Here is a 23,980-nt window from a genome sequence, read left to right on the forward strand (position 1 = left end):
CTCGGCTCAGGCCCCGCCCTCCGCGTACAACCCGTCGAGGATCTCGCCGTACTGGTCGCGGATCACGCGCCGGCGGAGCTTCAGCGAGGGTGTCAGCTCGCCGGTCTCCGGACCCCACTCCCGGGTCAGCAGCCGGTAACGCTTGATCTGCTCGGTGCGGTTGAGCCGGGCGTTGGCGGCCTCGACGGCGCGGGCGATCTCCTCGAGGACCTCCGGGTGGCCGGTCGGGTCGCCCTCGATACCGCGCGCCGCCGCCCAGACCGGAGCCATCTCGGTGTCGATCACGAGCAGCGCCACCAGGTAGGAGCGCCCGTCACCGTGGACGAGTGCCTGGCCGATCAGGGGATGTTCCTTGAGGGTGTTCTCCACGAGCGCCGGGGAGACGTTCTTGCCCGTCGAGGTGATGATCATTTCTTTCTTGCGGTCGGTGAGCCACAGATAGCCGTCCTCGTCGAGCCGGCCGATGTCCCCGGTGGGGAACCAGCCGTCCTCGTCGAGCGCCCCGTCCACGGTCCCGTCGGCGCGCAGGTAGCCGGCGAAGACCGTCTCTCCGCGGACGCAGATCTCACCGTCCTCCGCGATCCTGAGTTCCAGCCCCTCCAGCGGACGTCCCACCGAGCCGAGCCGGAAGGCCGACGGGCTGTTGGTGGTGAACACGCCGACGGTCTCGGTGAGGCCCCAGGCGTCCATGATGACGATGCCGAACCCGGCCCAGAAGCGCACCACGTCGAGCGGCATCGGCGCGGAGGCGCTGGCCGTCCACACGAGGCGTTCGAAGCCCGCGAGGGAGAGCACGGGATCCAGGACGGTCTTTTTGGCCTGCCGGTACGCCTCCTCGAGCTCGGCGGGCGGCTGCTCGCCCCGCTCGCGGTAGGAGACGTGCTCGCGGGCCGTCGCGCCCGCCGCCTCGATGACGGCCCGCCGCTCCTCCGGCAGCGTCGCCAGGGCCGCCTGGACGGACGCGGCGAGCTTCTCCCACACCCGGGGCACCCCGAAGAACTGGGCGGGGTGCAGGGCGCGCGCGGTGGCGGCGACGGCGGCGGTGTCCGCGCAGAGATGGACGTGCGAGGCGCGGAAGACCGGCAGGTAGATGCCCAGCATCCGCTCGGCGATGTGGGCGAAGGGGAGGTAGCAGATGTGCTCGACGTGATCGGGCAGTTCCACCACCTGGTCCAGGGCCAGGGCGTTGACGACCATGCTGCGGTGGGTGATCGGAACGGCCTTCGGGTCGCCGGTGGTGCCCGAGGTGTAGACGACGGTCAGCGGGTCCTGCGCGCGGATCTCCCGCCAGGCCTTGTCGAAGGCCTCCTCGCTCCGCAGCCGCTCCCCCGTCCCGTGCAGCGACGCGTAGGACATGTGCGGCCCGGCGTCCGCCGCTTCGACGACGACGAGCTTCTCCAGCGGCACGGTGGGGTCCGCCAGCAGGGGCTCCCAGAGCTCGCGTTCGCGAGCGCCCTCGACCACGGCGACCCGGGCCCGGCTGTGCCGGGCGATGTGGGCCGTCTGCCCGGGGGCCGAGGTGCCGTACACCGTGACGGGTACGGCACCGAGGTGGGTGAGGGCCAGGTCGCTGAGCCAGTGCTCGAACCGGTTGCCCATCATCATGAGGACCTGCTCGCCGCGTTCCACCCCCAGGGCGCTGTAGCCGGCGGCGAGCACGGCTGTCTCGCCGCGCACCTCGCTCCAGGTGAGAGTGGTCCATCCGTCGTCGTTCCCGCCGTCCGTGGCCACGCGCCAGGAAAGCGCGGGAAGATCTCCGTGGTCCTCGGCATTGCGCAGCAGCAGGGCAGGGAGTGTGAGGTGCTCGGGTTCGGTGGGAAGTCGCAGGATCGTGGTCACGGCCGCCTCCTGTCCGTTCGGCCGGACCCATACGGTCCGTACCGGGGGTAAGACTGCGCTTCGATGCTGCCGGACACTTTCACAACAGTGGTGAGACAGCAATACTGTTGCACCTGATTGGTGCACAGGGACAGACACGGGCACGAGCACCGGCACAGCGGCACACGAGCAGGAGTGCCCCGGCAACGAGGAGTGGACATGGCGACCGGGACGGAAGAGCCGACGCTGACCGTCGACGAACTGGCGGCGCGTGCGGGAGTCACCGTGCGCACCGTGCGCTTCTACAGCACCAAGGGCCTTCTGCCGCCCCCGGTGATCGGGCCCCGGCGGGTGGGGCACTACGGGCACGACCACCTCTCCCGGCTGGCCCTCATCGAGGAACTCCAGCACCAGGGCATGACGCTCGCGGCGATCGAACGTTATCTCCAGCAGCTGCCCCCTGACCTGAGCGCGAAGGACCTGGCCATCCACCGCGCCCTGGTGGCGTCCTGGGCTCCGGACAGCGCCGAGGACATGGAGCGGGCCGAGCTGGAACGGCGGGCCGGCCGCGCCCTGAGCGCCCAGGACGTCGACCGGCTCGCGGCCATGGGCGTGCTGGAGCGCCCTTCGACGCCCGAGGGCCCCTTGCGCGTGGACCCGGGGCTGCTGCGGCTGGGGGTGGAGCTGCTGGACGTTCCCATCGAGCACGAGACGATCCTGGCCGCGCGCACGGTCCTGCTGGAGCACACCCGTTCGGCGGCGCACGAGCTGACCCGGCTGTTCCGGGACGAGGTGTGGGGCCCCTACCGGGAGCGGGAGACGGACCCGGAGCACGTGGAGGCCATGAAGTCCCTCTCGGCCCATATGCAGCCGATGGTGCTCCAGGCCCTGCTGACGGCCTTCCAGCGGTCCCTGAAGGAGGAACTGCGGGCCGCGTTCACCCGCGGCGAGCGAAGGTGAACACGGCCCGTACGGGCTCCGTCAGTCGTGGAAGGTCTCGCCCTTCTCCGCCTTCTCCACGAGGAGCGGGGACGGCAGGAAGCGGTCGCCGTAGCGCTCCGCGAGCTGCCGGGCGCGCGCCACGAAGCCGGGCAGGCCGCCCTCGTACCCGTTGATGTACTGGAGCACGCCGCCCGTCCACGCCGGGAAGCCGATGCCCATGATGGAGCCGATGTTCGCGTCGGCGACGGTCATGAGGACGTTCTCCTCCAGGCAGCGGACACTGTCCAGCGCCTCGGAGAAGAGCATCCGCTCCTTCATGTCCTCGAACGGGATCTCCGTGCCCGGCTTCGTGAAGTGCTCACGCAGGCCCGGCCAGAGCGCACCGCGCTTGCCGTCCTCGCCGTACTCGTAGAAGCCGGCTCCCCCGCTGCGGCCCGGCCGCCCGAACTCGTCGACCATGCGGTCGACGACCTCGTCCGCGGGGTGGGTGGCCCAGGTGCCGCCCGCCTCCTCCACGGCGCGCCTGGTCTCGATACGGATCTTGCGCGGCAGGGTGAGCGTCAGTTCGTCCATGAGGGAGAGCACCTTGGCCGGGTAGCCGGCCTGTGCCGCCGCCTGCTCGACCGACGCGGGCTCGGCGCCCTCGCCGACCATCGCGACGCCCTCGTTGATGAAGTGACCGATCACCCGCGAGGTGAAGAAGCCGCGTGAGTCGTTGACCACGATCGGGGTCTTCTTGATGCGGCGCACGAGGTCGAAGGCGCGGGCCAGGGCCTCGTCCCCCGTCTTCTCGCCCTTGATGATCTCGACGAGGGGCATCTTGTCGACGGGCGAGAAGAAGTGCAGGCCGATGAAGTCGGCGGGCCGGGTGACACCCTCGGCGAGCACGGTGATGGGCAGGGTGGAGGTGTTGGAGCAGAGCAGCGCGTCCGGCTCGATGATGTCCTGGATCTCCTGGAAGACCTTGTGCTTGAGCGCGGTGTCCTCGAAGACCGCCTCGATCACCGCGTCGCAGCCGGCGAGGTCGGCCGGGTCTCCGGTGGGCGTGATGCGGGCCAGCAGCTCGTCGCGCTTCGCCTCCGTCGTACGGCCCCGGGAGAGCGCCTTGGCGAGGAGCTTCTCGCTGTAGGCCTTGCCCTTGGCCGCCGCCTCGGTGGAGACGTCCTTGAGCACGACGTCGATGCCGGCGCGGGCGCAGGAGTAGGCGATGCCGGCGCCCATCATCCCGGCGCCGAGGACGGCGACCTTGCGGACCTGGCGCTCCTCGGCGCCGGCGGGGCGGCTGGCGCCGGAGTTGACGGCCTGCAGGTCGAAGAAGAACGCCTGGATCATGTTCTTCGCGACCTGGCCGGTGACCAGCTCGGTGAAGTAGCGCGCCTCGATGGTCTGGGCGGTCTCGAAGTCGACCTGGGACCCCTCGACCGCCGCCGCCATGATGTTGCGCGGAGCCGGCATGGGGGCGCCCGCGAGCTGCTTCTTCAGATTGGCCGGGAAGGCGGGCAGGTTGGCCGCGAACTTCGGGTTCGACGGGGTGCCGCCGGGGATCCGGTAACCCTTGACGTCCCAGGGCTGCTGCGACTCGGGATGCGCGTCGATGAAGGCACGTGCCTTGTCGAGCATCTCCTCACGGGTGGCGGCGACCTCGTGGACCAGACCGTTCTCCAGGGCCCGGTGCGGGGTGTACTGGGTGCCCTGGAGCAGCACCTTCAGCAGGGCGTCGGTGATGCCCATCAGCCGGACGGTGCGAGTGACACCGCCGCCCGCCGGCAGCAGGCCGAGGGTGACCTCGGGCAGGCCGATGCGGGAGCCCGGGGCGTCCAGCGCGATGCGGTGGTGGGCGGCGAGCGCGATCTCGTAACCGCCGCCGAGCGCCGCGCCGTTGATGGCGGCGACGACGGGCTTGCCGAGGGTCTCGATGACCCGCAGGGACCGCTTGATGGCGGTTCCGGCGTCGAACGCCTCCTGGGCGTTCTCCGGACCGATCTTGATCATGTCCTTGAGGTCGCCGCCCGCGAAGAAGGTCTTCTTGGCGGAGGTGTAGATGATGCCCCGGATGGAGTCCTTCTCGGCGGCGGCGCGCTCGGCGACGGCCGCGATGGAGTCCTTGAAGCCCTGGTTCATCGTGTTGGCGGACTGGTCGGGGTCGTCGAGTACGAGGGTGACGACGCCGGTCTCGTCCTGTTCCCAGCGGATGGTCGTGCTCTCGGTCATTCTTGTCTTCTCCGTAAGCAGGGGTGGCCGGGGGACGGTCAGAGACGCTCGATGACGGTGGCGATGCCCATGCCGCCGCCGACACAGAGGGTGGCGAGGCCGTAGCGCTTGTCCTGCCGCTCCAGTTCGTCGATGAGCGTGCCGAGGATCATCGCGCCGGTCGCGCCCAGCGGGTGGCCGAGCGCGATCGCGCCGCCGTTGACGTTGACCTTGTCGAGGCTCAGGCCCATGTCCTTGGCGAAGCGCAGGACGACTCCGGCGAACGCCTCGTTGATCTCGACCAGGTCGATGTCGTCGATGGTGAGGCCCGCCTTGGCCAGCGCCTTGCGGGTGGCGGGCGCCGGGCCGGTGAGCATGATGGTCGGCTCGGATCCGGAGACCGCTGCGGAGACGATCCGCGCGCGCGGGGTGAGTCCGTAGCGCTCGCCGGTCTCCTTGGAGCCGATCGCGACGAGGGCCGCGCCGTCGACGATCCCGGAGGAGTTGCCCGCGTGGTGGACGTGGTCGATCTTCTCGATCCAGTGGTATTTCTGCAGCGCCACCGCGTCGAAGCCGCCCATCTCGCCGATCGCGGCGAAGGACGGCTTCAGGGAGGCCAGCGAGTCGGCCGTGGTGCCGGGGCGCATGTGCTCGTCGTGGTCGAGGACGAGCAGACCGTTGCGGTCCCTGACGGGCACGACGGAGCGGGCGAACCGCTCCTCCTTCCAGGCGATCGCGGCACGCTCCTGGGACAGCGCGGCGTACTCGTCGACGTCGCGGCGCGAGAAGCCCTCGACGGTGGCGATGAGGTCGGCGCCGATGCCCTGGGGGGCGAAACCGGTCTCGAAGCTGGTCATCGGGTCCATGGCCCAGGCGCCGCCGTCGGAGCCCATCGGCACCCTGGACATCGACTCCACGCCCCCGGCGAGTACGAGGTCCTCCCAGCCCGAGCGCACCTTGGCGGCGGCCAGGTTCACGGCCTCCAGACCGGAGGCGCAGAAGCGGTTCTCCTGCACGCCGGCGACGGAGTCCGGGAGGCCCGCGGCGATCGCGGCGATCCGGGCGATGTCGGAGCCCTGGTCGCCGAGCGGGCTGACGACACCGAGGACGATGTCGTCGATGGCCGCGGGGTCGAGGCCGGGGAAACGGTCGCGGATCTCGTGGATGAGACCGACGACGAGGTCGATCGGCTTGGTGCCGTGCAGGGCTCCGTTGGCCTTGCCCCGGCCGCGCGGGGTGCGGATCGCGTCGTAGACGAATGCTTCGGTACTCAAGGCAGCTGCCTTTCGGGGTCGGTGCTGGGCGGGAGGGGTCTTCCGTCAGGATCGGGCCGGATCACGCGGGCCCGGCGGGACCGGGACGGGAGGCCCGGGTCAGGCGAGCAGCGAGCGGCCGATGATCTCCTTCATGATCTCGGTCGTACCGCCGTAGATGGTCTGGATGCGGCCGTCGGTGAAGGCCTTGGCGACCCGGTACTCCGTCATGTACCCGTATCCGCCGTGGAGCTGGAGGCAGCGGTCGGCGACGCGCTTCTGGAGCTCGGTGGCCCACCACTTGGCCATCGACGCGTGCACGGCGTCGAGCGTCCCCTCGGAGTGGTCGACGATGCACCGGTCGAGGAACGTCCGGGTGACGGCGCACTCGGTGGCCATCTCGGCGATCTCGAAGCGGACGTGCTGGAGCTTGGAGAGGGGCCGCCCGAAGGCCTCGCGCTCCTTGACGTACCGGGTGGTGATCTCCAGGAGGTGTTCGGCGGCGGCGATACCGGCGACCGCTATGCCCATCCGCTCCTGGGCCAGGTTGGTCATGAGGTGCACGAAGGCGCCGTTCAGCTCGCCGAGGAGGTTCTCCTTGGGAACGCGTACGTCGTTGAAGAACAGTTCGGCGGTGTCCTGGGACTTCTGGCCGATCTTGTCCAGGTTGCGGCCCCGCTCGAATCCCTCGGCACCCCGCTCGACGACGAGCAGCGAGAGGCCCTTCGCCCCGCCCTCGGGCGAGGTCTTGGCGACGACGATGACCAGGTCGGCCAGGATGCCGTTGGAGATGAAGGTCTTCGAGCCGTTGAGGACCCAGTGGTCGCCCTTGTCCTCGGCGCTGGTGCGGATGCCCTGGAGGTCGGAGCCGGCGCCGGGTTCCGTCATGGCGATGGCGGTGATGGTCTCACCGCTGCAGAAGCCGGGCAGCCAGCGCCGCTTCTGTTCCTCGGTGGCGAGGTCCGTGAGGTAGGGGCCGATGATGTCGTTGTGCAGACCGAGCGCGAGCCCGGCGGCACCCGCGCGGGTGAACTCCTCGGCGATGACCGCGCTGTAGCGGAAGTCGGCGTTGCCCCCGCCGCCGTACTCCTCCGGGACGGCGAGGCCGAGCAGCCCCTGCCGCCCGGCCGCGAGCCAGGCCTCACGCGAGACGATGCCGTCCTTCTCCCACTGCTCGTAGTGCGGGAGGACTTCCTTGGCCAGGAAGGTGCGGACGCTCTCGCGGAACGCGTCGTGCTCTTCGGTGAAGATCTGCCGCTGCACTTCAAGCCCCCTGGAGCCAGTTCTTGACGGTGGAGATCAACCGCGCCGGCTCGGGGCCGACGGGCGTGACGTTGAGCATGGTGACCCCGGCCTCGCGGAACGCCTGGAGGCGGTCGCGTACGTAACCCTCGGGACCGCAGAGCGTCATGAGCTCGCAGAACTCGTCCGGGACGGCGGCCTCGGCCTCCCGCTTCTTCCCGGAGAGGTAGAGCTCCTGGATGGTGGCGGCCTCCTTCTCGTAGCCGTAGGCGACGGCGAGGTCGTTGTAGAAGTTCTTGCCCCGTGCGCCCATGCCGCCGACGTACAGCGCGATCTGCGGGCGGGCCAGGTCCCGGACGGCCGCCGCGTCGTCGCCGATGGCCAGCAGGCCGCCCGCGACGGTCTGCAGGGGGCCCAGCGCGGGGTCGCGCTTCGCCGCGCCCTCGGCGAGCGCGGCGCCCCAGACCTGCTGGGCCTTCTCCGGGATGTAGAGGGTGGGCAGCCAGCCGTCGGCGATCTCGGCGGTCATCCTGACGTTGGCCGGGCCGAGGGACGCCACGTAGAGCGGAATCGTGTCGCGCACCGGCTTGGTGAGGATCTTCAGCGGCTTGCCGAGCTTGCCGCCCTTCTCGGCGGGCAGCGGCATGTCGGTGATGCCGTGGTGGTCGATGACCTCGCGGCGCCAGATACGCCGGCAGAGCTCGACGGTCTCGCGGGTGCGGCCGAGCGGCTTGTCGTAGGGCTTGCCGTGCCAGCCCTCCACGACCTGCGGCCCCGAGGCTCCCAGCCCGAGCAGCGCCCTGCCCCCGGACACGGCGTCCAGCCCGGCGCCGGTCTGGGCGATGAGGGCGGGGGTGCGGGAGTAGACGTTGAGGATCGCCGCGCCGATCTTCATGCGCGTGGTGCGGGCGGCGAGGTACCCCATGAGGGTGGGCGAGTCGAAGCCGTACGCCTCGGCCACCCAGACGGCGTCGAGTCCGGCGGACTCGAATTCCGCGACCTGGTCGCAGGCGGCGCGCGGATCGCCCGCGTAGTTCAGCGGCAGGGAGAGTTCCATCAGCCGGTCGTGTCCTTCCGGGTGGTCAGCAGGCCCGGCAGTCCCCAGTCGGCGGCGACGGCCTCGGTGTCCGCCCCGGGCAGCGCCGGTGCGCTGCGCACGGAGACGGGGGTCGCGGAGAAACGGGGGGCGGGGGCGGGCTGGGTGAGTCCGCCGTGCTCCACGAAGGTGGAGCGGGCGGCGAGGTGGGGGTGGTGGGGTGCTTCACGGAGCGAGAGGACCGGCGCGACGCAGGCGTCCGTGCCTTCGAAGATCTCGGTCCACTCGGCGCGCGTGCGGGTGCTGAACCGGTCCGCGACAAGTGCCCGCAGCTCCTCCCAGCGCCCGAGGTCGTTGCGGTCGGGAGCCTCCTCCCCCAGCCCGAGCAGCCCGGCGAACTCCTCGTAGAAGCGGGGTTCCAGGGGCCCGACCGCCATGTACCCGCCGTCGGAGGTCTCGTAGGAGCCGTAGAAGGGGCATCCGCCGTCGAGGAGGTTCGCGCCGCGCCGGTCCTGCCAGGTGCCGGCCGCCAGCATCCCGTGGATGATCGTGGCGAGATGGGACGCGCCGTCGACGATGGCGGCGTCCACGACCTGCCCGGTTCCGCCGGGCGTCCGGGCGTGCTGGAGGGCGGCGAGCACGCCGACGACGAGGTAGAGCGAGCCGCCGGCGAAGTCGCCGACCAGGTTGACGGGCACGGTGGGCGGCTCACCGGACCTGCCGATCATGGACAGGGTGCCGGTGAGGGCGATGTAGGCGATGTCGTGTCCCGCCCGGTCGGCCAGCGGCCCTTCCTGTCCCCAGCCGGTCATCCGGCCGTAGACGAGCTGCGGATTGCGCTTCAGGCATGCGTCGGGGCCGACCCCGAGGCGTTCCGCGACGCCGGGCCGGTATCCCTCGATGAGTACGTCGGCGCGCTCGACGAGGTCGAGGACCGTGTCCGCCCCGCCTTCGGCCTTCAGGTCGACGAGGACGGAGCGCTTGTTGCGGTTGGTGAGGTCGAAGGCGGGTTCGATGCCGATCGCCGAACCGCCCGGTCTGTCCACGCGCACCACATCGGCGCCGAGATCGGCGAGGAGCATCGCAGCGAACGGCCCCGGGCCGATGCCCGCCAGTTCCACGACGCGCACCCCGGTCAACGGGCCCTGGGGCCCCTGTCCTGTCGTTGCCATCAAGCCCCCAGCGGTGTGACACAACTGATGTAACATCGATGATGCTAAGAACGGACCGCGCTCCGCACAACCCCTTTGGCCGAGCAAGCGCTTAGTTCTTTTCAGCGGATCCTCTCGCACCGGAGCCCCGCCCGGCCGCACGGCACCACGAGTCCCTCCGCTAACCTCTGCCTGCCACATCGGCGCCCGGCCCTGCGGAGGCACTCATGAACAGGCAGAACGGGGCAGAGCGCCCCTACGACGTCGTTCTTTTCGGAGCTACCGGCTTCGTGGGGGCGCTCACAGCCGAATATCTGGCCGCCCACGCTCCGGAAGGCTGTCGCTGGGCGCTCGCGGGCCGCAACCGCGACAAGCTGGAGCAGGTGCGCGCCCGCCTCGCCGTGGACCGTCCGCACTGCGCCGCCCTGCCGCTGCTGACGGCCGACGCGGACGACGCCGCGGCCCTGCGGGAACTCGCCGAGTCCACGCACGTGGTGGCCTCGACGGTGGGTCCCTACATCCACCACGGGAGGGCACTGGTCGCCGCCTGCGCGGAGGCCGGAACCGACTACGCCGATCTGACCGGCGAGCCGGAGTTCGTGGACCGCATGTACCTGGAGCACGACACCCGCGCCCGCGAGACCGGCGCCCGCCTTGTGCACGCCTGCGGTTTCGACTCGGTGCCGCACGACCTCGGCGTCTACTTCACCGTCCGGCAGCTTCCCGAGGGCGTGCCCCTGACCGTGGACGGGTATGTCCGCACCGGCGCGGTCTTCTCCGGCGGTACGTTCGCCTCGGCACTGACCGCGATGAGCCGCGGCCCGCAGACGCTGCGGGCCGCCAGGGAACGCCGGCTCCACGAGCCGCGGCTGGTCGGCCGCCGGGCCCGCGCCCCGCAGGGCTCACCCCACTTCAGCCCGGAGACCGGGACCTGGGCTCTGCCGCTGCCGACCCTGGACCCCCGCGTCGTCGAGCGGTCGGCGCGAGCGCTGGAGCGCTACGGCCCCGACTTCCGCTACCGGCACTTCGCCTCCGTCAAGCACCTGCCGATGGCGCTCGGCGGGACGGCAGCCGTAGGTCTGCTGACCGCCGCCGCCCAGGTCCCGGCCGCACGGGACTGGCTGTCGGCGCGGGTCGAACCGGGCACGGGCCCCGACGAGCAGCGCAGGCGGCGCAGTTGGTTCACCGTCCGCTTCATCGGCGAGGGCGGGGGCCGGCAGGTGTGGACGGAGGTGTCCGGTGGCGACCCCGGCTACGGCGAGACGGCGAAGATGCTCGCCGAGACGGCCCTCGCCCTCGCCTTCGACGACCTGCCCGCGACGTCGGGACAGGCCACCACTGCCGTCGTGGCGGGCGACGCGCTGCTGGACCGGCTGACGAGGGCCGGGCTGCGCTTCCGGGTCGCGACGGTGCGCTGAGCCCGGGGCGGCGGGAGCCGGTCAGAGCATCCAGGACGCCAGGGTCACGACCATGGACACGGTCCAGCCGATTCCCGCGAGGACGCCGAGGGTCATGCCCACGGCGACACCGCGCTGCGAAAGACGTACGGTTCCGGTGCTCATCTGAGGAGTGTGGTGGTCGATCATGTGTACCAGCCTGCCCCTGATGTTCGACGAGCAACATCCGTACATGTACTCAGTCGGCAACAGTCGGTGGGCGGGTGTCCGGATCAGCCGATCGCTTCCCTGAGGGCGGCCCGGCACAGGGCGTCCGCCCTGCGGGTCGTCTCTGGCTGGCGGAAGTCCCGGGCCAGCGCGAGCGTCTGGGCGCACGCGTTGTCCAGGCCGGTGCGGTGCCCGACCGAGACGAAGACGGGCTTGGTCCCGTCCTGTGTGCGCAGGGCCCGGCCCACTTCCTCGTCCCCGTCCAGGAGCGGGGTGAAGTCGCCCCGCCGGGGTCCGGGTTGCTCGTAGCGGAAGGTGAAGGGGTTCTTGGCGACACCGATGACGGGCAGCCCGGTGAGGACGCCCAGGTGGCTCGCGAGCCCGAACCTGCGCGGGTGCGCCCTGCCGTAGCCGTCACAGACGACGAGCCCCGGGTCCGACGGCAGGTCCTCCAGCGCGGCGAGGACTGCGGGGAGCTCCCGGAAGGCCAGGAGCCCGGGGACGTACGGGAACGAGACACGGCCCGTGGCGGTGGACTCGGCGATCACGTCGAGAGTGGCGGCGTCCAGGGTCACGGCCGCCGCGACGACCAGATCGCGCCCGTCGTCGTAGGCGACGTCGACGCCGGTGACCCGGCCGGTGCCGGGCGCCGGCCCGGGCTCGTCCAGCACCACGCGCGTGCGCAGCGCGTCCTGGACGGCGCGGGCCTCGGCCTCGCCCGCGGGCGTCCGGAAAGTCGTCATGGCGGGCCAGTCTAGAACTGCCCAGCCGTCTCGGGAGGCCGGCCCCGGCACTCCGGGAAACGGCCCTCCGGGGGGCGGGTAGCCTGCCGGTCATGTTCGTACTCGAATTGACCTACACCGCACCGGTCGAGCGCGTCGACACCCTCATGACGGAGCACGTCAGCTGGCTGGACGCGCAGTACGCGGCCGGGGTGTTCATCGCCTCGGGACGCAAGAACCCCCGCGACGGCGGTGTGATCCTGGCCGTGGGCGACGACCGTGCCGGGATCGAGCGGATCGCGGCCTCCGACCCCTTCGCGGCTCACGGGGTGTGCGCCTACCGGATCACCGAGTTCCTCGCGACGAAGACCTCGGAGGCGCTCGCACCGTACCGGCAGCAACTGCCCGGCTGAGGGCTGCCTTGCGCGTTCCTGTGCCCGGGCGGGTCACACCGGGCCGGTGGTCCACGGCCAGGTGGCGTCGTGGCCGGCCTCGAGGAGACCGACCATCGTGAACGCGGCGTCCGTGAGTCCTCCGAAGGTGTACCGGTGGGGCCCCGGGGGGCTGTGGGCGGGCCGGTACCCCGCCAGGTTCCAGGTGTGGACCGGGGTGCCGGCCGGGACCGGGTCCCCGGCGTGAGGGCCGGGCGGCGCGGACTGCTCGTCGGTGACGATCAGGACCCGGTCGTGCCCGTCGAAGTGGGTGCGGAGCGCCTTCGTCGTGTACGTGCCTCCGAGACCGCGGAAGCGTTTCAGTACCTCCAGCACCGGCTCCCCCGGCCGGAACGGCACCGCCGCGCTGGACCATCCGTACTGCACCAGGTCAGCCTGCTCGGCCCGCAGTGCGAGCGCGGCGCCGAACACGGCCGCGGCGTCGGCGCGGGTCAGCACGGACCGCTCCGAGACGGTGTCCCAGAACATGGAGTCCGACCGGTCCACGAGCACCAGCGTCCGGCCGGGCAGGGCGGGCACAGCGGCCAGCGAGTGCCCCAGCGCCCGTTCCAGCGGGTCCGCCCAGCGTGCTGAGGGCGCGTGCCGGTGGGCCGCCAGGTAGCGGAAGGGGAACTGCCGCGACCTGGCGACCTCGGAGGCGTCCGAGATCCGTTCGGCGACGCGTGCGGCCGCCGCGTCGGAGACCCCCGCCTCGTCGAAGTTGCGCAGATTCCGTACGAGGGCCATCGGCCCCATCGAGGGGATCACGGCCTCCCAGACGGCGGCGTCCATCGGCCCCCCGAGCCGGCCCGCCACGGACTCCCAGGTCATGCCCGCCTCGGCCAGCCGCTCGGCTCCGCCCGGCCCGGTGACCAGGGCCCGCCACCGCTCGGCCGGAAGCTCCGTCAGCGTTCGGTGCGCGGTCAGCAACCGGTCGGAGACCGGAGGGACCGCGCGCTCCGGGTGGTGCCGGCGGTCCAGGGCGTACCGGAACAGCGCGCCCTGCCAGGGCTTGGCCGGGTCGGGGGCGGCGTGCACCAGGTTGAGCACGTCGCCGAAGCGGACGGCCCTGGACGCGGTGTCGTACTTCAGCAGCGACCGGGAGGTGTACAGCCGCCGTACGGCGTCGGCGACGCCCCTCTTCACGGGCTGCGGCACGTTCCGCCCGTACGCCGAGAGCCAGTGGGCGAGCAGTTCCCCGGGCTCGTCGGCGCGCTGGAGCACCGAGTCGATCACGGACCGGTTGGAAGGACCCTCGCTGACCCCGGCGTCGAGCCGGGCCCGGACGTAGGCCGCGGCACCCACCAGGGAGGCGGTCCGCATGCTGCCCTCTCCGCGGAGCCATCGCAGCAGCCCGGCCGTCCACGCCGGATCCTCGACGGCGTGTGCCCGCACGAGGCGGAGGTAGCGCTCGTCGCGCTCCTGGCCGCTCTCGTGGAAGGTCTGCTGCGAGACGAGGTTGCCGACGGCCAGGAGGAAGAGTTCCTCCCGGGGCTCCCGGACGAAGGCCGGGCCCCCTGCGTACGTACGGAATGCCTGTGCGCCCGGGGCGGGGCCGGGACGTGGTCGTGACGAGACGGTGCGGGCTGCCGCCGAGACGTGCGGTGCCACGAGCATCTCCGTCCAGACCTTGGAGACGCGCTGGGTGTGACGAGGCAGTGAATCCCCCCGGATTCGAGGAACGGACAGCCACGGACCCGGACCATGGACGGGCCGCGGCGGAAACGGCCGCGCCCCTCGAGATCGGTGAAAGGGCCGCGGCGTCACTCGGCTGTCAGAAGGAAGTAGCCGCAGCCGGGCGCATCGGGGGCGCGGTCGCTCCGCCAGCCTAGACAGCCCTCCGGGCGGCGCACCACTGATTAACGGCCGCGTGCACCCCTGGGCGGCGGGCCTGTGGAGCGGACGCGCCGGGACGGCGCGGGTGATCCGCCGTCACGCTCCGGCTCGCTCCGCCCGCGTCGCTAGCGCAGCCGTGCCACGCGGCCCTTCTCGCCGGAGGCCCAGCAGCCGCCGTCCGGTGCGCAGTCCACCGTGTCGTAGGAGCCGGTGTCCACGGTCCGCCAGGTGCGTCCGCCGTCCCGGGTGAGGTCGGTCCCGGTCGGGCCGACGGCGAGCGCCGACCGCGCGCTGTGCGGCAGCCACGCCACGCCCGAGCGGTAGGCGGGCGGCGGGGTGGCCGCGCTCCGCCAGCTCCGGCCGCCGTCCCGGGTGACGGAGGCGGCGTCCGGGGACGGCTGGTCCGCGCGGTAGTCGCCGCCCACCGCGATGCCGTGCGTACGGTCGCGGAAGGCGAGACCGAAGACACCGCGTGCCGGATCGCCCGCCGGGATCGGTGACGTCGCCTCGGTCCAGGTCAGTCCGCGGTCCCGGGAGTGCAGCACGCGGGCGGTCGCGGAGCCTCCGGTGGCGAGCCAGACGTCCTCGGCACCGGAGCTCACCAGGCACTGGCCGCTCGCGGCGAAACCGGCCTCGCCCGGCTGTGCGGCGGGCATCCCCGCGTCCGGCAGCACACGCCAGTTCCGCCCGCCGTCCGAGGTGGACAGGATGCGGAACCTCCCGTCCACCGGGTCGCTCATCGCGAGCCCGTGACGGCTGTCGAAGAAGGTCAGGCAGTCGTAGAACGCCCTGGCGTCGTCGTTGCGGAAGGACTCGGTCCAGGTGGTACCGCCGTCCTCCGTGCGGAAGACGCGCGACGCCTCTCCCTCACCGATGGCCAGGGCAACGGCGCGTCGCCGGTCGAACGCCTCGATGTCGCGGAGTTCCAGCCCCGCCGCGCCGGGCGGCGAGACGTCGCTCCAGTGCCGGCCGCCGTCGACGGTGCGCAGGACCGTGCCCCCCGAGCCCGCGACCCACGCGGCGTCCCGGCCGACCGCCGCGAGACCGCGGAAGCGCGCGTCCGATCCCGTCGCCGTGAGGGTCCACCCCCGTTCCCCGCGCCTCTCCGGGGCCGCCTGCGCCGACGGTGCGGCCAGCGCCGCGGTCACCGCCGCTCCGCAGAGTGCCAGTGCCGTCAGCCGTCGCGTCCCGCGCATGGACCTCATGGCGCTGGAAGCTAACGCACGGGTGGACGCGCGTCCAGGGTGCGCCCCGCGAAACGGGGCAGGTGATCGGGAAGAGCCGGGGCGGCGGGCGGTGACACAGCTCACGCCCCCCGCCAGTGCACGGATGGAGGCGTTCCGTCGTCTACTCCAATGCCGGGAACCGTCGTTTGAGGCGAGAGGGAGCAGGTCTTGTCCAGCGTTATCGAGCAGTCCGTGCAGGCCCGTATGGTCGCGTCCGCGCCGCGCATGGAGACTCTGCCCGCAACCCTGCAGTACGACCGCAAGGACCCCTTCGCCGTACGCATGGCGTTCCCGGCACCCGCGACCCTCGAAGGGACCGAGGTGGCGTGGGAGTTCTCCCGCGAGCTGCTCGCCACGGGGATGGACGCCCCGGCCGGGGTCGGGGACGTGCGGGTACGGCCGTTCGGCTACGACCGCACGGTGCTGGAGTTCCACGCCGTCGAGGGCATCGCCATGGTGCACGTGCGGACGTCCGAGCTGCGCCACTTCCTGGAGCGCGCGCAGGAACTGGTCCCGGTGGGCGACGAGTACCGCTTCATGGACCTGGACGCCGGCCTGACCGATCTGCTGGACGGATCCTGCTGAGCGGCCGGACCGCCCGAATTCGGTTGCGCGACGGCAAGGGCCGTCCGTAACGTCTTCGGTGTCCCTGCTGTCGTCGTATCGGAGAAGGACGTTGCTCCACATCTGAGGTGTCCGCACACCCAGCCGCGTGCCACCGCACGCGTGCCGCTGCGTGGCCCCAGTGTGTCCGAGCCCTTCCCCGTGTTCCTCGACGCAGCCGGGAGACCCTTGTGCCTGCATCCGCCACCCACATCACCTGCTCCTCCCTGTCGTTCGCGTGGCCCGACGGGAGTGAGCTCTTCCGTTCCTTCCAGCTCTCCGTCGGTCCCGGCCGGACCGGCCTGATCGGCCGTAACGGCTGTGGGAAGTCGACGCTGTTGCGGCTGATCGCAGGCGAACTCACGCCGTCCTCCGGCCGGATCAGGACGGTCGGCGACGTCGGCCACCTCCGGCAGGACCTCACCCTGGACACCGCGCTGCGGGTCGACGATGTGCTGGGTGTCGCAGGGAAACGCGCGGCACTGGCTGCCGTCGAGGCGGGCGACGTCCGGGAGGAGCACTTCGCGGTCATCGGTGACGACTGGGACGTGGAGGAACGCGCCCTCGCCCTGCTCGACCGGCTGGGCCTGGCCGGCGCCGGGTTCGACCGGACGATCGGCGAACTGTCGGGCGGTGAATGCGTGCTGCTGCGGCTGGCCGCCCTGCTGTTCGCACGCCCTTCGGTCCTGCTGCTGGACGAGCCGACGAACAACCTCGACCTGGACGCCCGCGGACGCCTCTACGACGCCGTCGACGCATGGACCGGCGTGATGGTCGTCGTCAGTCACGACCGGGAGCTGCTGGAGCGGGTGGACCGGATCGCCGATCTGCACGACGGTGACGTCACCTGGTTCGGAGGGCCTCTGTCGGCGTACGAACAGGCCCTGGCGGTGGAGCAGGAGGCGGCCGGACGCATGGTGCGGGTCGCCGAGGCCGACGTACGCCGGCAGAGGCGCGAGCTGACCGAGGCGCACGTCAAGCTGGCCCGGCGCAGGCGGTACGGGCAGAAGATGTGGGACACCAAGCGCGAGCCGAAGGCGGTGATGGGCCAACGCAAGCAGACGGCGCAGGAGTCCGCGGGCAAGCACCGCATCATGCACACCGAGCGGCTGGCACAGGCGCGGGAGCGCCTCGACGAGGCCGTCGGGGCGGTGCGGGACGACGAGGCCATCCGCATCGAGCTGCCGCGCACCCGGGTGCGTCCGGGCCTCGGTGTGCTCCTCCTGCGCGACCTCGAACTCGCCCACGGGACGCGGATCCGCGGCGAGTGGGATCTGCGAGGGCCGGAACGGATCGCGCTGACCGGCCGCAACGGCGCGGGCAAGACGACGCTCCTGCGCACGCTCGCCGGGGCGCTGGCTCCGGTGTCGGGCGAGGCGAGCGTGCAGGTGCCGGTGGGGTTCCTGCCCCAGCGCCTCGACGTCCTCGACGACTCCCTCTCCCTGGTCGCCAACGTGGCCCGCTTCGCACCGGGTGCCACGGACAACGCCATCCGCGCCCGGCTCGCGCACTTCCTCTTCAAGGGGGCAGGCGCGGACAGACCGGCCGGGACCCTCTCGGGCGGGGAGCGCTTCCGGGCGACGCTCGCCGCACTGCTGCTCGCCGAGCCCGCGCCCCGCCTGCTGATGCTGGACGAGCCGACCAACAGTCTCGACCTCTCCGGCGTGCGCCGTCTGACCTCCGCACTGGAGGCGTACGAGGGGGCGCTGATCGTGGCGAGCCATGACATGCCGTTCCTCCGGTCACTGGGCATCACCCGCCGGCTCGTCCTGGACGAGAGAGGTCTGCACGAATCGGACCCCGGTCAACTACGCGGGACGGGACGTACGGGTGCCTGACTTGTCCCCCTGGATATCCGCCTGAACTGCGGTAATAACGCAGAGTGGCGACTCGTACCCAGGTCGGGGGTTGGCTGAGGCCTTACCGCCGTCTTAACCTACGGTCACGTAACCTACGAAGCCGTAGGTAATTCTCCCGTCCCCAGGAGCCCTCGTGACGATCACCTCTCCCCACCTCGGCAGCTCGAAGGCGTGGACAGACGCCCAACTGCTGTACGCACTCGAGGAGGTGGTGGAGAAGGAACTCAACCGCCATCTCAAGGTCGCCAAGGCCTGGATGCCGCACGAGTACGTACCGTTCTCCGACGGCCGCAACTTCCCCGGCATCTTCGAGGACGGCGAGGCCTGGGAGACCGGCCAGTCCAAGGTCACCGACCTCGGGCGGATCGCCCTCGTCGTGAACCTGCTGACCGAGGACAACCTTCCCAGCTACCACCACGAGATCGCCTCCCTCTTCGGGCGCGACGGCGCCTGGGGCACCTGGGTGCACCGCTGGACCGCCGAGGAGGGCAGGCACGGCATCGTGATGCGCGACTACCTGCTGACCTCGCGCGCTGTGGACCCGGACAAGCTCGAAGAGTTCCGCATGGCCCACATGGCCGAGGGATTCGAGTCCGACAACCGCCACTCGATGCTGCACTCGGTGGCGTACGTGGCGTTCCAGGAGCTCGCGACCCGCGTCTCGCACCGCAACACCGGCCACCAGTCGGGCGACCCCGTCTGCGACCGCATGCTGGCGCGGATCGCGACCGACGAGAACCTGCACATGGTCTTCTACCGCAACCTGCTGGCGGCGGCCTTCGAGCTCGCCCCCGACCTCACCATGGAGGCGGTGCGCGACGTCGTCGTCAACTTCCGCATGCCCGGACACGGCATGCCCGGCTTCGAGCGGGCCGCCGCGCAGATGGCCATCGGCGAGATCTACAACATGCGGATCCACCACGACGACGTGATCCAGCCCGTGCTGCGGTACCTGAAGGTCCTCGACATCGACGGCCTCGGCCCGGAGGGACTCAAGGCGCAGGAAGAGCTGGGCCTCTACATGAGCGGCCTGGACAGCGAGGCGTCGAAGTTCGACGAGAAGCTTGCGGCCCGCAAGGCCCGGTTGGCCGCCCGCGCCGCCCAGGCCTGAGTCTCCGGCCGGCCTCCGGGCCTGGAGCCCGGTCCCGGCGCCGCTCCCCGGGCCTGGACAACGGCCTCGAGCCCCGGATCCGGGTCACGCACCACACCGTTCGGCCCTTCGGCCCCGCCTCGGGATCCGCTCCCCGACGCGACGGCCCGGTGGCGGGGGCCCCCCCCCCCGGCGCCCCCCCCCCCGGGGGCGGGCCCCCCCCCGCCCCCCGCCCCCCCCCCCCCGGCGCCCCCCCCCCCCCCCCCCCGGGCCGCCCCGGCCCCCCCCCCGGGCCCCCCCCCCCCGGCGGCGGGGCGGGGGGGGGGCCCCCCCCCCGGGGGCCCCCCGCCGCCGCGTGTCGCTGCCGCACCCGGGCCGCGATGCCACCCCCGAGCTTCACGGAACGTACTCTGTGCCGGGTGAAGCCAGTGACACGCCTCGTTCTCTTCGGCGCGCCGATCGTCATCGCCGTATCGATCCTGTTCAGCGGGAGCGACTCCGAGCCGCCCACGGTGACCGGCCCGGCAGCCGGACCCGCTCCGTCCGGCACGGCGAGGCCGGCGGCGGCGGAACAGGCCGAGGAGCACGCCGAGGAGATCGACACCCTCCCGCCGGGGCTCGCCGCCCCGGAGATGAAGGAGATCGCCTCCCGGCTCGTGGCCAGCGCCGAGGCGTCCACCCTGGACTGGCGCAGCCAGTACGGAGCGATCGAGGACATCGGTGACGGCACCGGCTACACGGCCGGGATCATCGGCTTCTGTTCCGGTACGAACGACATGCTGCAACTGATCGAGGGCTACACCGGCGAGCACCCGGACAATCCGCTCGCGCCGTTCCTCCCCGCCCTGCGCGCGGTGGACGGTACCGACTCGCACGAGGGTCTGGATCCGGGCTTCACGGACGCCTGGCGTGAGGCGGCGCGGGACCCCGCCTTCCGCGCGGCCCAGGACGCGACGCGCGACAGGCTGTACTTCGAGCCCGCGGTCGAGCTGGCGAAGCTCGACGGGCTCGGCACGCTGGGGCAGTTCATCTACTACGACGCGATGGTGCTGCACGGGCCGGGCATCGAGGCGGACGGCTTCTACGGCATCCGCGACGCCGCGATGCGAGCGGCGGACACGGCGGCGGAGGGCGGCGAGGAGAAGGCGTATCTCGACGCCTTCCTGGACGAGACCAGGAAGGCCATCAGGGCACGCAAGGTCCAGCGCGACACGTCCAGGATCGACACGGCGCAGCGGGTCTTCCTGAGCGAGGGCAACCTGGCCCTCGACAAGCCCCTGGTGTGGCAGGTGTACGGCGAGACCTTCCGCATCACGTGACGGAGGGCTCGCGGGCGGGCGCTCAGCGCCGGTCGGAACGCGATCTGCGCATCCGCTCGCGCTCCTTCTCGGAGAGCCCGCCCCACACGCCGAAGCGCTCGTCGTGCGCGAGTGCGTACTCCAGGCACGCCAGCCGGCCTTCGCAGGCGTTGCAGAGCTGCTTGGCCTCCCGCGTGGAGCTGCCCGGCGCCGGGAAGAAGAACTCCGGCCCGGCCTGCGCACACAGCGCGGTCTCCTGCCAGGTGAGCTCGTCGGTGGTGATGTTGATCGGCATGGTGCCCACCGTGCCCTGTGGCGATAAACAAGTGATCAACGACCGCGTTCAACGAACCGCCGGACGGGGGCGCTCGACCTCCCGCCCGGCGCGTTCCCGCAGGCCGGCTACGACATCGGGAGAGGCTTGATCACCGCGAAGGCCGCTCCGGCCGCGTCCGCGAAGGTCGCGATCCGGCCGACTTCCGGCACGTCCGAGGCGGGCGCGGTCACCCGGCCGCCCAGCCGCTGCGCGGCGGTGGCGGTCGCGTCCACGTCGTCGACGGCGAAGTACGGCAGCCAGTGCGGTCCGGCCTCGGCCTGGCTGGGCACCTCGTCGAGCGGGACGAGCCCTCCGAAGGAGGCTTCCTCGTTCTCCGTGCCCGCGGGACGGACGACCGTGTAGGAGCCGTCGGGGTAGGACATGTCCTGGGTCTGCCAGCCGAAGACCGTGTGGAAGAAGGCGGCCGCCGCGGGGACGTCCGGGGTGTAGAGCTCCGACCAGATCAGCGAGCCGGACTCCATGATCATGCCGAGTCCGGTGTTCGTCCCGGGCTGCCAGACACCGAAGTACGCGCCGGTGCTGTCCGTGAACCCGCCCATGCGGCCGTAGTCGAGCACGTCCATCGGGGCGAACGCCGCCGTGCCACCCGCCTTCTCGACCGACCGCGCGGTGGCGTCGGCGTCGGGGGTCTGGAAGTAGACGGACCAGGCGGGCGCACCCTGGTCCGCCGGCACGGTCATGACGCCCGCGACGGTCTTCCCCCTCAGCTGATACATGCCGTAGCCACCGGTCTCGGGGCCGCCGGGCACCAGCTCCCATCCGAAGAGGCCTCCGTAGAAGGCCGTGGCCGCCTCGACGTCGGGGGTGCCGAGGTCGATCCAGTTGGGGGCGCCGGTGACGAACGCTGGGTCGCGCATGATGGGCTCCTTCGGCCAGTTCCGTTGTCCCGCGCGTCCTGGCCGGACGTACGGGCGAATGTCTCGCTCGTCCTGGCCGGACCGGGATGTGCCGCTTTTCCCGAGTCTGGCACCCGCCACCGACAACCGCAGTTCGCGTGCACGGGGCGGGGCGGCACGCATGGCACGATGGGTCCGGTCGTGGCAGACCCCGCGCGGGCGGAGCGCGGTGGCGGGGACAGAGGGACGCACATGACGCAGGCCGGACCCACGGGCCGGACGCCCACGGGCCGGGCGGCACGGGAGCTGCTCGGGAACGCCCAGGAGCTCGCCGGAACGGCCCGCACGGTGCTGGACGACCACCACCGTGCCGTCGAGGCCGCGCGCGCCGCGCTGGCCCCGCTGCTGGACTCGCTCGTCGGCACCGAACTGGCCTCCATCCCCGTCGCACGGCTCGCGGACGTCACGGAGGGGAGGCTGCGCCTCGGCGCGCTGGAGCAGGCGGGCTATACGACCGTCGGCCGGGTCCACGCGGCGGGGCGCTACGAGCTCCGCCAGATCCCCGGCGTCGGCGCGCACACCGCGGACCAGGCGCTGGCCGCGGCCGGGCAGATCGCTCACGCCGTCCGGGAGACCGTCGCCGTACGGATGGACGTGGACACGGCGGACGAGGCGACGACCACGCTGCTCGTCGCGCTGCACCGCCTCGTCGAGGGCGGGCCGGACGTGCGCAGAGCGGTCGACGCCGCCCGTCGTCTGACGACGGAGCTGGAACCGCTGCTCGTCACCGCCGCGCCCGCGCGGAGCCGGCTGCGGATGCTCCTCGCCGGCCGGGCGGGCGCCGCGCGGGCGCTGGCCGCCGTGGCCTCCGTGCGGACGGCGACGGAGGACGCCGCCGCCCGCGGGTTGCGGACGCTGTTCGGGCAGGTGTCCGTCGACCTGCTGCGCGGCCCCGCGTCGGAGGCGGAGGCCTGGGTCGACTTCGAGCTGCGCTCCCCCGAGTACTACAGCCTGCTGGCCGAGCTGTCCGGCAGCGAGCCGGACCAAGACGCAGCCGAGGGCTTCGTCCCCGCCGGGATCGCGGACCGGGTGCGCGAGATGCGGCTGGACGACACCTGCCTGCGGGTCTCGCTGCGCGGATACCAGTCCTTCGGGGCGCGCTTCGCGCTGACCCAGAAGCGGGTGGTGCTGGGCGACGAGATGGGGCTCGGCAAGACCGTGCAGGCCATCGCGGCGCTGGCCCATCTCGCGGCCCGGGGCGAGAGCCACTTCCTGGTGGTGTGCCCCGCGAGCGTCCTGATCAACTGGCGGCGGGAGGTGTCGGCCCGCTCCACCCTGCGGGCCGTACCGGTGCACGGCCCCGAGCGGCAGGAGGCGTTCGCCGAGTGGCGCGAGCGCGGCGGCGTCGCGGTGACGACCTTCGACGCGCTGCACACGCTGCCGGACGGCCCGGGGAGCGGGATCCGGCCGGGCATGGTGGTGGTGGACGAGGCCCACTTCGTGAAGAATCCCGAGACGCGCCGCGCCCGCGCCGTGAGCGGCTGGACGGAGCACACCGAGAGGGTGCTGTTCCTGACCGGCACCCCGATGGAGAACCGGGTGGAGGAGTTCCGCAGCCTGGTGCGCCGGCTCCGGCCGGAGCTGGCACCGCTCGTCACCTCCACCCACGGGGTCGCCGGATCGCACGCGTTCCGCAGGGCCGTCGCGCCGGCCTACCTGCGCCGCAACCAGGAGGACGTCCTCGGTGAACTCCCGTCGCTGGTACGGGCGGACGAGTGGGAGGAGTTCTCGCCCGCCGACTTCGAGGCGTACCGCGAGGCGGTCGGGTCGGGGCACTTCATGCGGATGCGCCGCGCCGCCTACGCCCGGCCCGAGACCTCGGCCAAGCTGAACCGGTTGCGCGAACTCGTCGCGGAGGCGGAGGCCAACGGCCTGAAGGTCGTGGTCTTCTCGTACTTCCGCGAGGTGCTCGGCACCGTCCAGGAGGCTCTGGGTGACGGGGTGTTCGGACCGGTCTCCGGCTCGGTCCCGGCCGCGCGCCGGCAGGAGCTGGTCGACTCCTTCGACCGGGCGGACGGTCACGCGGTGCTGCTGAGCCAGATACAGGCCGGCGGGGTCGGCCTGAACATCCAGGCGGCGTCGGTCGTCATCCTGTGCGAACCGCAGATCAAGCCGACGATGGAGCACCAGGCGGTGGCCAGGGCACACCGCATGGGACAGATACGGACCGTGCGGGTCCACCGGCTCCTCGCGGCCGACAGCGTCGACCAGCGGCTGCTGGACATCCTGGCGCGCAAGGACCGGCTCTTCGACGCGTACGCGCGGCGCAGCGACCTCGCCGAGGCGACACCCGACGCGGTGGACGTCTCGGACGGGAACCTCGCCCGGCGGATCGTCGAGGAGGAGCAGTCCCGGCTGGCCGCCGAGGTCTGACCGGGGACGGCCCGCTGCCCGCGCCCGCGGGACGTGCTCCCGGCACGGAGCCGCTCCCCCGGCCGCGGCGCGG

General features: G+C 72.0%; 21 protein-coding genes. 9 read left to right on the forward strand and 12 right to left on the reverse strand.

The annotated features are described in order from the left end of the window. Positions 1-6: 6 nt before the first annotated feature. Entirely contained in the window at positions 7-1,839 is a 1,833-nt protein-coding gene (locus ACFY8O_RS15715) for an AMP-dependent synthetase/ligase (protein ID WP_387902374.1), read from the reverse strand. Here ACFY8O_RS15715 and ACFY8O_RS15720 point away from each other — a divergent pair. Both ACFY8O_RS15720 and ACFY8O_RS15725 read left to right on the forward strand, forming a co-directional pair. Then, on the forward strand, positions 1,772-1,933 hold the full coding sequence (locus ACFY8O_RS15720) for a hypothetical protein (RefSeq protein ID WP_387902377.1): 162 nt from the start codon (positions 1,772-1,774) through the stop codon (positions 1,931-1,933). The two genes, ACFY8O_RS15715 and ACFY8O_RS15720, sit on opposite strands and share 68 nt — an antisense overlap. Before the next feature lie 104 nt (positions 1,934-2,037). Continuing rightward, positions 2,038-2,778 (forward strand): MerR family transcriptional regulator, encoded by a 741-nt coding sequence (locus tag ACFY8O_RS15725; RefSeq protein WP_145805911.1) that lies wholly within the window; start codon positions 2,038-2,040, stop codon positions 2,776-2,778. Positions 2,779-2,799: 21 nt separating this feature from the next. On the opposite strand, the gene ACFY8O_RS15730 is transcribed toward ACFY8O_RS15725, so the two are convergent. The 5 genes from ACFY8O_RS15730 to ACFY8O_RS15750 all read right to left on the reverse strand — a co-directional run bounded on the left by ACFY8O_RS15730 (position 2,800) and on the right by ACFY8O_RS15750 (position 9,653). Next, entirely contained in the window at positions 2,800-4,971 is a 2,172-nt protein-coding gene (locus tag ACFY8O_RS15730; protein ID WP_145805913.1) for a 3-hydroxyacyl-CoA dehydrogenase NAD-binding domain-containing protein, read from the reverse strand. Positions 4,972-5,009: 38 nt separating this feature from the next. Next, a complete protein-coding gene (locus ACFY8O_RS15735; protein WP_145805915.1) occupies positions 5,010-6,224 on the reverse strand; it encodes an acetyl-CoA C-acetyltransferase in 1,215 nt (404 codons plus the stop codon). 99 nt (positions 6,225-6,323) lie between these two features. Further along, positions 6,324-7,466 (reverse strand): acyl-CoA dehydrogenase family protein, encoded by a 1,143-nt coding sequence (locus ACFY8O_RS15740; RefSeq protein WP_145805917.1) that lies wholly within the window; start codon positions 7,464-7,466, stop codon positions 6,324-6,326. 1 nt (position 7,467) lies between these two features. Beyond that, positions 7,468-8,502 (reverse strand): LLM class F420-dependent oxidoreductase, encoded by a 1,035-nt coding sequence (locus ACFY8O_RS15745; protein ID WP_145805919.1) that lies wholly within the window; start codon positions 8,500-8,502, stop codon positions 7,468-7,470. Next, positions 8,502-9,653, reverse strand: a complete 1,152-nt coding sequence (locus tag ACFY8O_RS15750) for a CaiB/BaiF CoA transferase family protein (RefSeq protein ID WP_387902381.1) — start codon at positions 9,651-9,653, stop codon at positions 8,502-8,504. Before ACFY8O_RS15750 ends, ACFY8O_RS15745 begins: the two co-directional genes overlap by 1 nt. Positions 9,654-9,859: 206 nt before the next feature. On the opposite strand from ACFY8O_RS15750, the gene ACFY8O_RS15755 reads away from it, so the two are divergent. Further along, positions 9,860-11,050 (forward strand): saccharopine dehydrogenase family protein, encoded by a 1,191-nt coding sequence (locus ACFY8O_RS15755; protein WP_387902384.1) that lies wholly within the window; start codon positions 9,860-9,862, stop codon positions 11,048-11,050. A gap of 21 nt (positions 11,051-11,071) precedes the next feature. Here the strand turns inward: ACFY8O_RS15755 and mmpA are convergent, their stop codons facing one another. After that, positions 11,072-11,218 carry a morphogenic membrane protein MmpA gene (gene mmpA / locus ACFY8O_RS15760; protein ID WP_387902387.1) on the reverse strand — a complete coding sequence of 49 codons (147 nt, stop codon included), beginning with the start codon at positions 11,216-11,218 and terminating at the stop codon, positions 11,072-11,074. Between the two features lie 83 nt (positions 11,219-11,301). Next, the gene (locus ACFY8O_RS15765) at positions 11,302-11,979 is read right to left on the reverse strand and encodes an endonuclease V (RefSeq protein ID WP_145805925.1); all 678 of its coding nucleotides are present in this window, start codon (positions 11,977-11,979) and stop codon (positions 11,302-11,304) included. Between the two features lie 92 nt (positions 11,980-12,071). Between ACFY8O_RS15765 and ACFY8O_RS15770 the strand changes: the two genes are divergently transcribed. Continuing rightward, the gene (locus tag ACFY8O_RS15770) at positions 12,072-12,371 is read left to right on the forward strand and encodes a YciI family protein (RefSeq protein WP_387902390.1); all 300 of its coding nucleotides are present in this window, start codon (positions 12,072-12,074) and stop codon (positions 12,369-12,371) included. Between the two features lie 33 nt (positions 12,372-12,404). Here the strand turns inward: ACFY8O_RS15770 and ACFY8O_RS15775 are convergent, their stop codons facing one another. Both ACFY8O_RS15775 and ACFY8O_RS15780 read right to left on the reverse strand, forming a co-directional pair. Beyond that, on the reverse strand, positions 12,405-14,006 hold the full coding sequence (locus tag ACFY8O_RS15775; RefSeq protein WP_387902392.1) for a TROVE domain-containing protein: 1,602 nt from the start codon (positions 14,004-14,006) through the stop codon (positions 12,405-12,407). A gap of 344 nt (positions 14,007-14,350) precedes the next feature. Beyond that, the gene (locus ACFY8O_RS15780) at positions 14,351-15,430 is read right to left on the reverse strand and encodes a WD40/YVTN/BNR-like repeat-containing protein (RefSeq protein WP_387902395.1); all 1,080 of its coding nucleotides are present in this window, start codon (positions 15,428-15,430) and stop codon (positions 14,351-14,353) included. Positions 15,431-15,619: 189 nt separating this feature from the next. On the opposite strand from ACFY8O_RS15780, the gene ACFY8O_RS15785 reads away from it, so the two are divergent. The 4 genes from ACFY8O_RS15785 to ACFY8O_RS15800 all read left to right on the forward strand — a co-directional run bounded on the left by ACFY8O_RS15785 (position 15,620) and on the right by ACFY8O_RS15800 (position 20,322). Then, positions 15,620-16,036, forward strand: coding sequence for an SsgA family sporulation/cell division regulator (locus ACFY8O_RS15785; protein WP_145805932.1), 417 nt, complete (start codon positions 15,620-15,622; stop codon positions 16,034-16,036). 209 nt (positions 16,037-16,245) lie between these two features. Further along, complete coding sequence (locus ACFY8O_RS15790) at positions 16,246-17,892, forward strand: ABC-F family ATP-binding cassette domain-containing protein (protein ID WP_387902398.1); 1,647 nt, start codon at positions 16,246-16,248, stop codon at positions 17,890-17,892. A gap of 154 nt (positions 17,893-18,046) precedes the next feature. After that, complete coding sequence (locus ACFY8O_RS15795; protein WP_145805934.1) at positions 18,047-19,024, forward strand: acyl-ACP desaturase; 978 nt, start codon at positions 18,047-18,049, stop codon at positions 19,022-19,024. 407 nt (positions 19,025-19,431) lie between these two features. Then, positions 19,432-20,322: a chitosanase gene (locus tag ACFY8O_RS15800; protein WP_387902559.1), complete on the forward strand. Its 891-nt coding sequence runs from the start codon at positions 19,432-19,434 to the stop codon at positions 20,320-20,322. Between the two features lie 22 nt (positions 20,323-20,344). On the opposite strand, the gene ACFY8O_RS15805 is transcribed toward ACFY8O_RS15800, so the two are convergent. Further along, on the reverse strand, positions 20,345-20,596 hold the full coding sequence (locus ACFY8O_RS15805; protein ID WP_145805935.1) for a WhiB family transcriptional regulator: 252 nt from the start codon (positions 20,594-20,596) through the stop codon (positions 20,345-20,347). A 107-nt stretch (positions 20,597-20,703) separates the two neighbouring features. Next, positions 20,704-21,495 (reverse strand): VOC family protein, encoded by a 792-nt coding sequence (locus ACFY8O_RS15810; protein WP_387902402.1) that lies wholly within the window; start codon positions 21,493-21,495, stop codon positions 20,704-20,706. Between the two features lie 231 nt (positions 21,496-21,726). Between ACFY8O_RS15810 and ACFY8O_RS15815 the strand changes: the two genes are divergently transcribed. Further along, a complete protein-coding gene (locus tag ACFY8O_RS15815; protein WP_387902404.1) occupies positions 21,727-23,907 on the forward strand; it encodes a DEAD/DEAH box helicase in 2,181 nt (726 codons plus the stop codon). Positions 23,908-23,980: the final 73 nt, after the last annotated feature.

It is taken from the genome of Streptomyces argenteolus (assembly GCF_042902585.1).
GTDB classification, from domain to species: Bacteria; Actinomycetota; Actinomycetes; order Streptomycetales; family Streptomycetaceae; genus Streptomyces; species Streptomyces argenteolus.

Excerpts from the sequence above, each read along its gene's own strand:
- ACFY8O_RS15725 (WP_145805911.1), top strand. The coding sequence starts at position 2,038 with ATGGCGACCGGGACGGAAGAGCCGACGCTGACCGTCGACGAACTGGCG.
- ACFY8O_RS15730 (WP_145805913.1), bottom strand. The coding sequence starts at position 4,971 with ATGACCGAGAGCACGACCATCCGCTGGGAACAGGACGAGACCGGCGTC.
- ACFY8O_RS15745 (WP_145805919.1), bottom strand. The coding sequence starts at position 8,502 with ATGGAACTCTCCCTGCCGCTGAACTACGCGGGCGATCCGCGCGCCGCC.
- ACFY8O_RS15750 (WP_387902381.1), bottom strand. The coding sequence starts at position 9,653 with ATGGCAACGACAGGACAGGGGCCCCAGGGCCCGTTGACCGGGGTGCGC.
- ACFY8O_RS15755 (WP_387902384.1), top strand. The coding sequence starts at position 9,860 with ATGAACAGGCAGAACGGGGCAGAGCGCCCCTACGACGTCGTTCTTTTC.
- mmpA (WP_387902387.1), bottom strand. The coding sequence starts at position 11,218 with ATGATCGACCACCACACTCCTCAGATGAGCACCGGAACCGTACGTCTT.
- ACFY8O_RS15765 (WP_145805925.1), bottom strand. The coding sequence starts at position 11,979 with ATGACGACTTTCCGGACGCCCGCGGGCGAGGCCGAGGCCCGCGCCGTC.
- ACFY8O_RS15770 (WP_387902390.1), top strand. The coding sequence starts at position 12,072 with ATGTTCGTACTCGAATTGACCTACACCGCACCGGTCGAGCGCGTCGAC.
- ACFY8O_RS15775 (WP_387902392.1), bottom strand. The coding sequence starts at position 14,006 with ATGCTCGTGGCACCGCACGTCTCGGCGGCAGCCCGCACCGTCTCGTCA.
- ACFY8O_RS15780 (WP_387902395.1), bottom strand. The coding sequence starts at position 15,430 with ATGAGGTCCATGCGCGGGACGCGACGGCTGACGGCACTGGCACTCTGC.
- ACFY8O_RS15805 (WP_145805935.1), bottom strand. The coding sequence starts at position 20,596 with ATGCCGATCAACATCACCACCGACGAGCTCACCTGGCAGGAGACCGCG.
- ACFY8O_RS15810 (WP_387902402.1), bottom strand. The coding sequence starts at position 21,495 with ATGCGCGACCCAGCGTTCGTCACCGGCGCCCCCAACTGGATCGACCTC.
- ACFY8O_RS15815 (WP_387902404.1), top strand. The coding sequence starts at position 21,727 with ATGACGCAGGCCGGACCCACGGGCCGGACGCCCACGGGCCGGGCGGCA.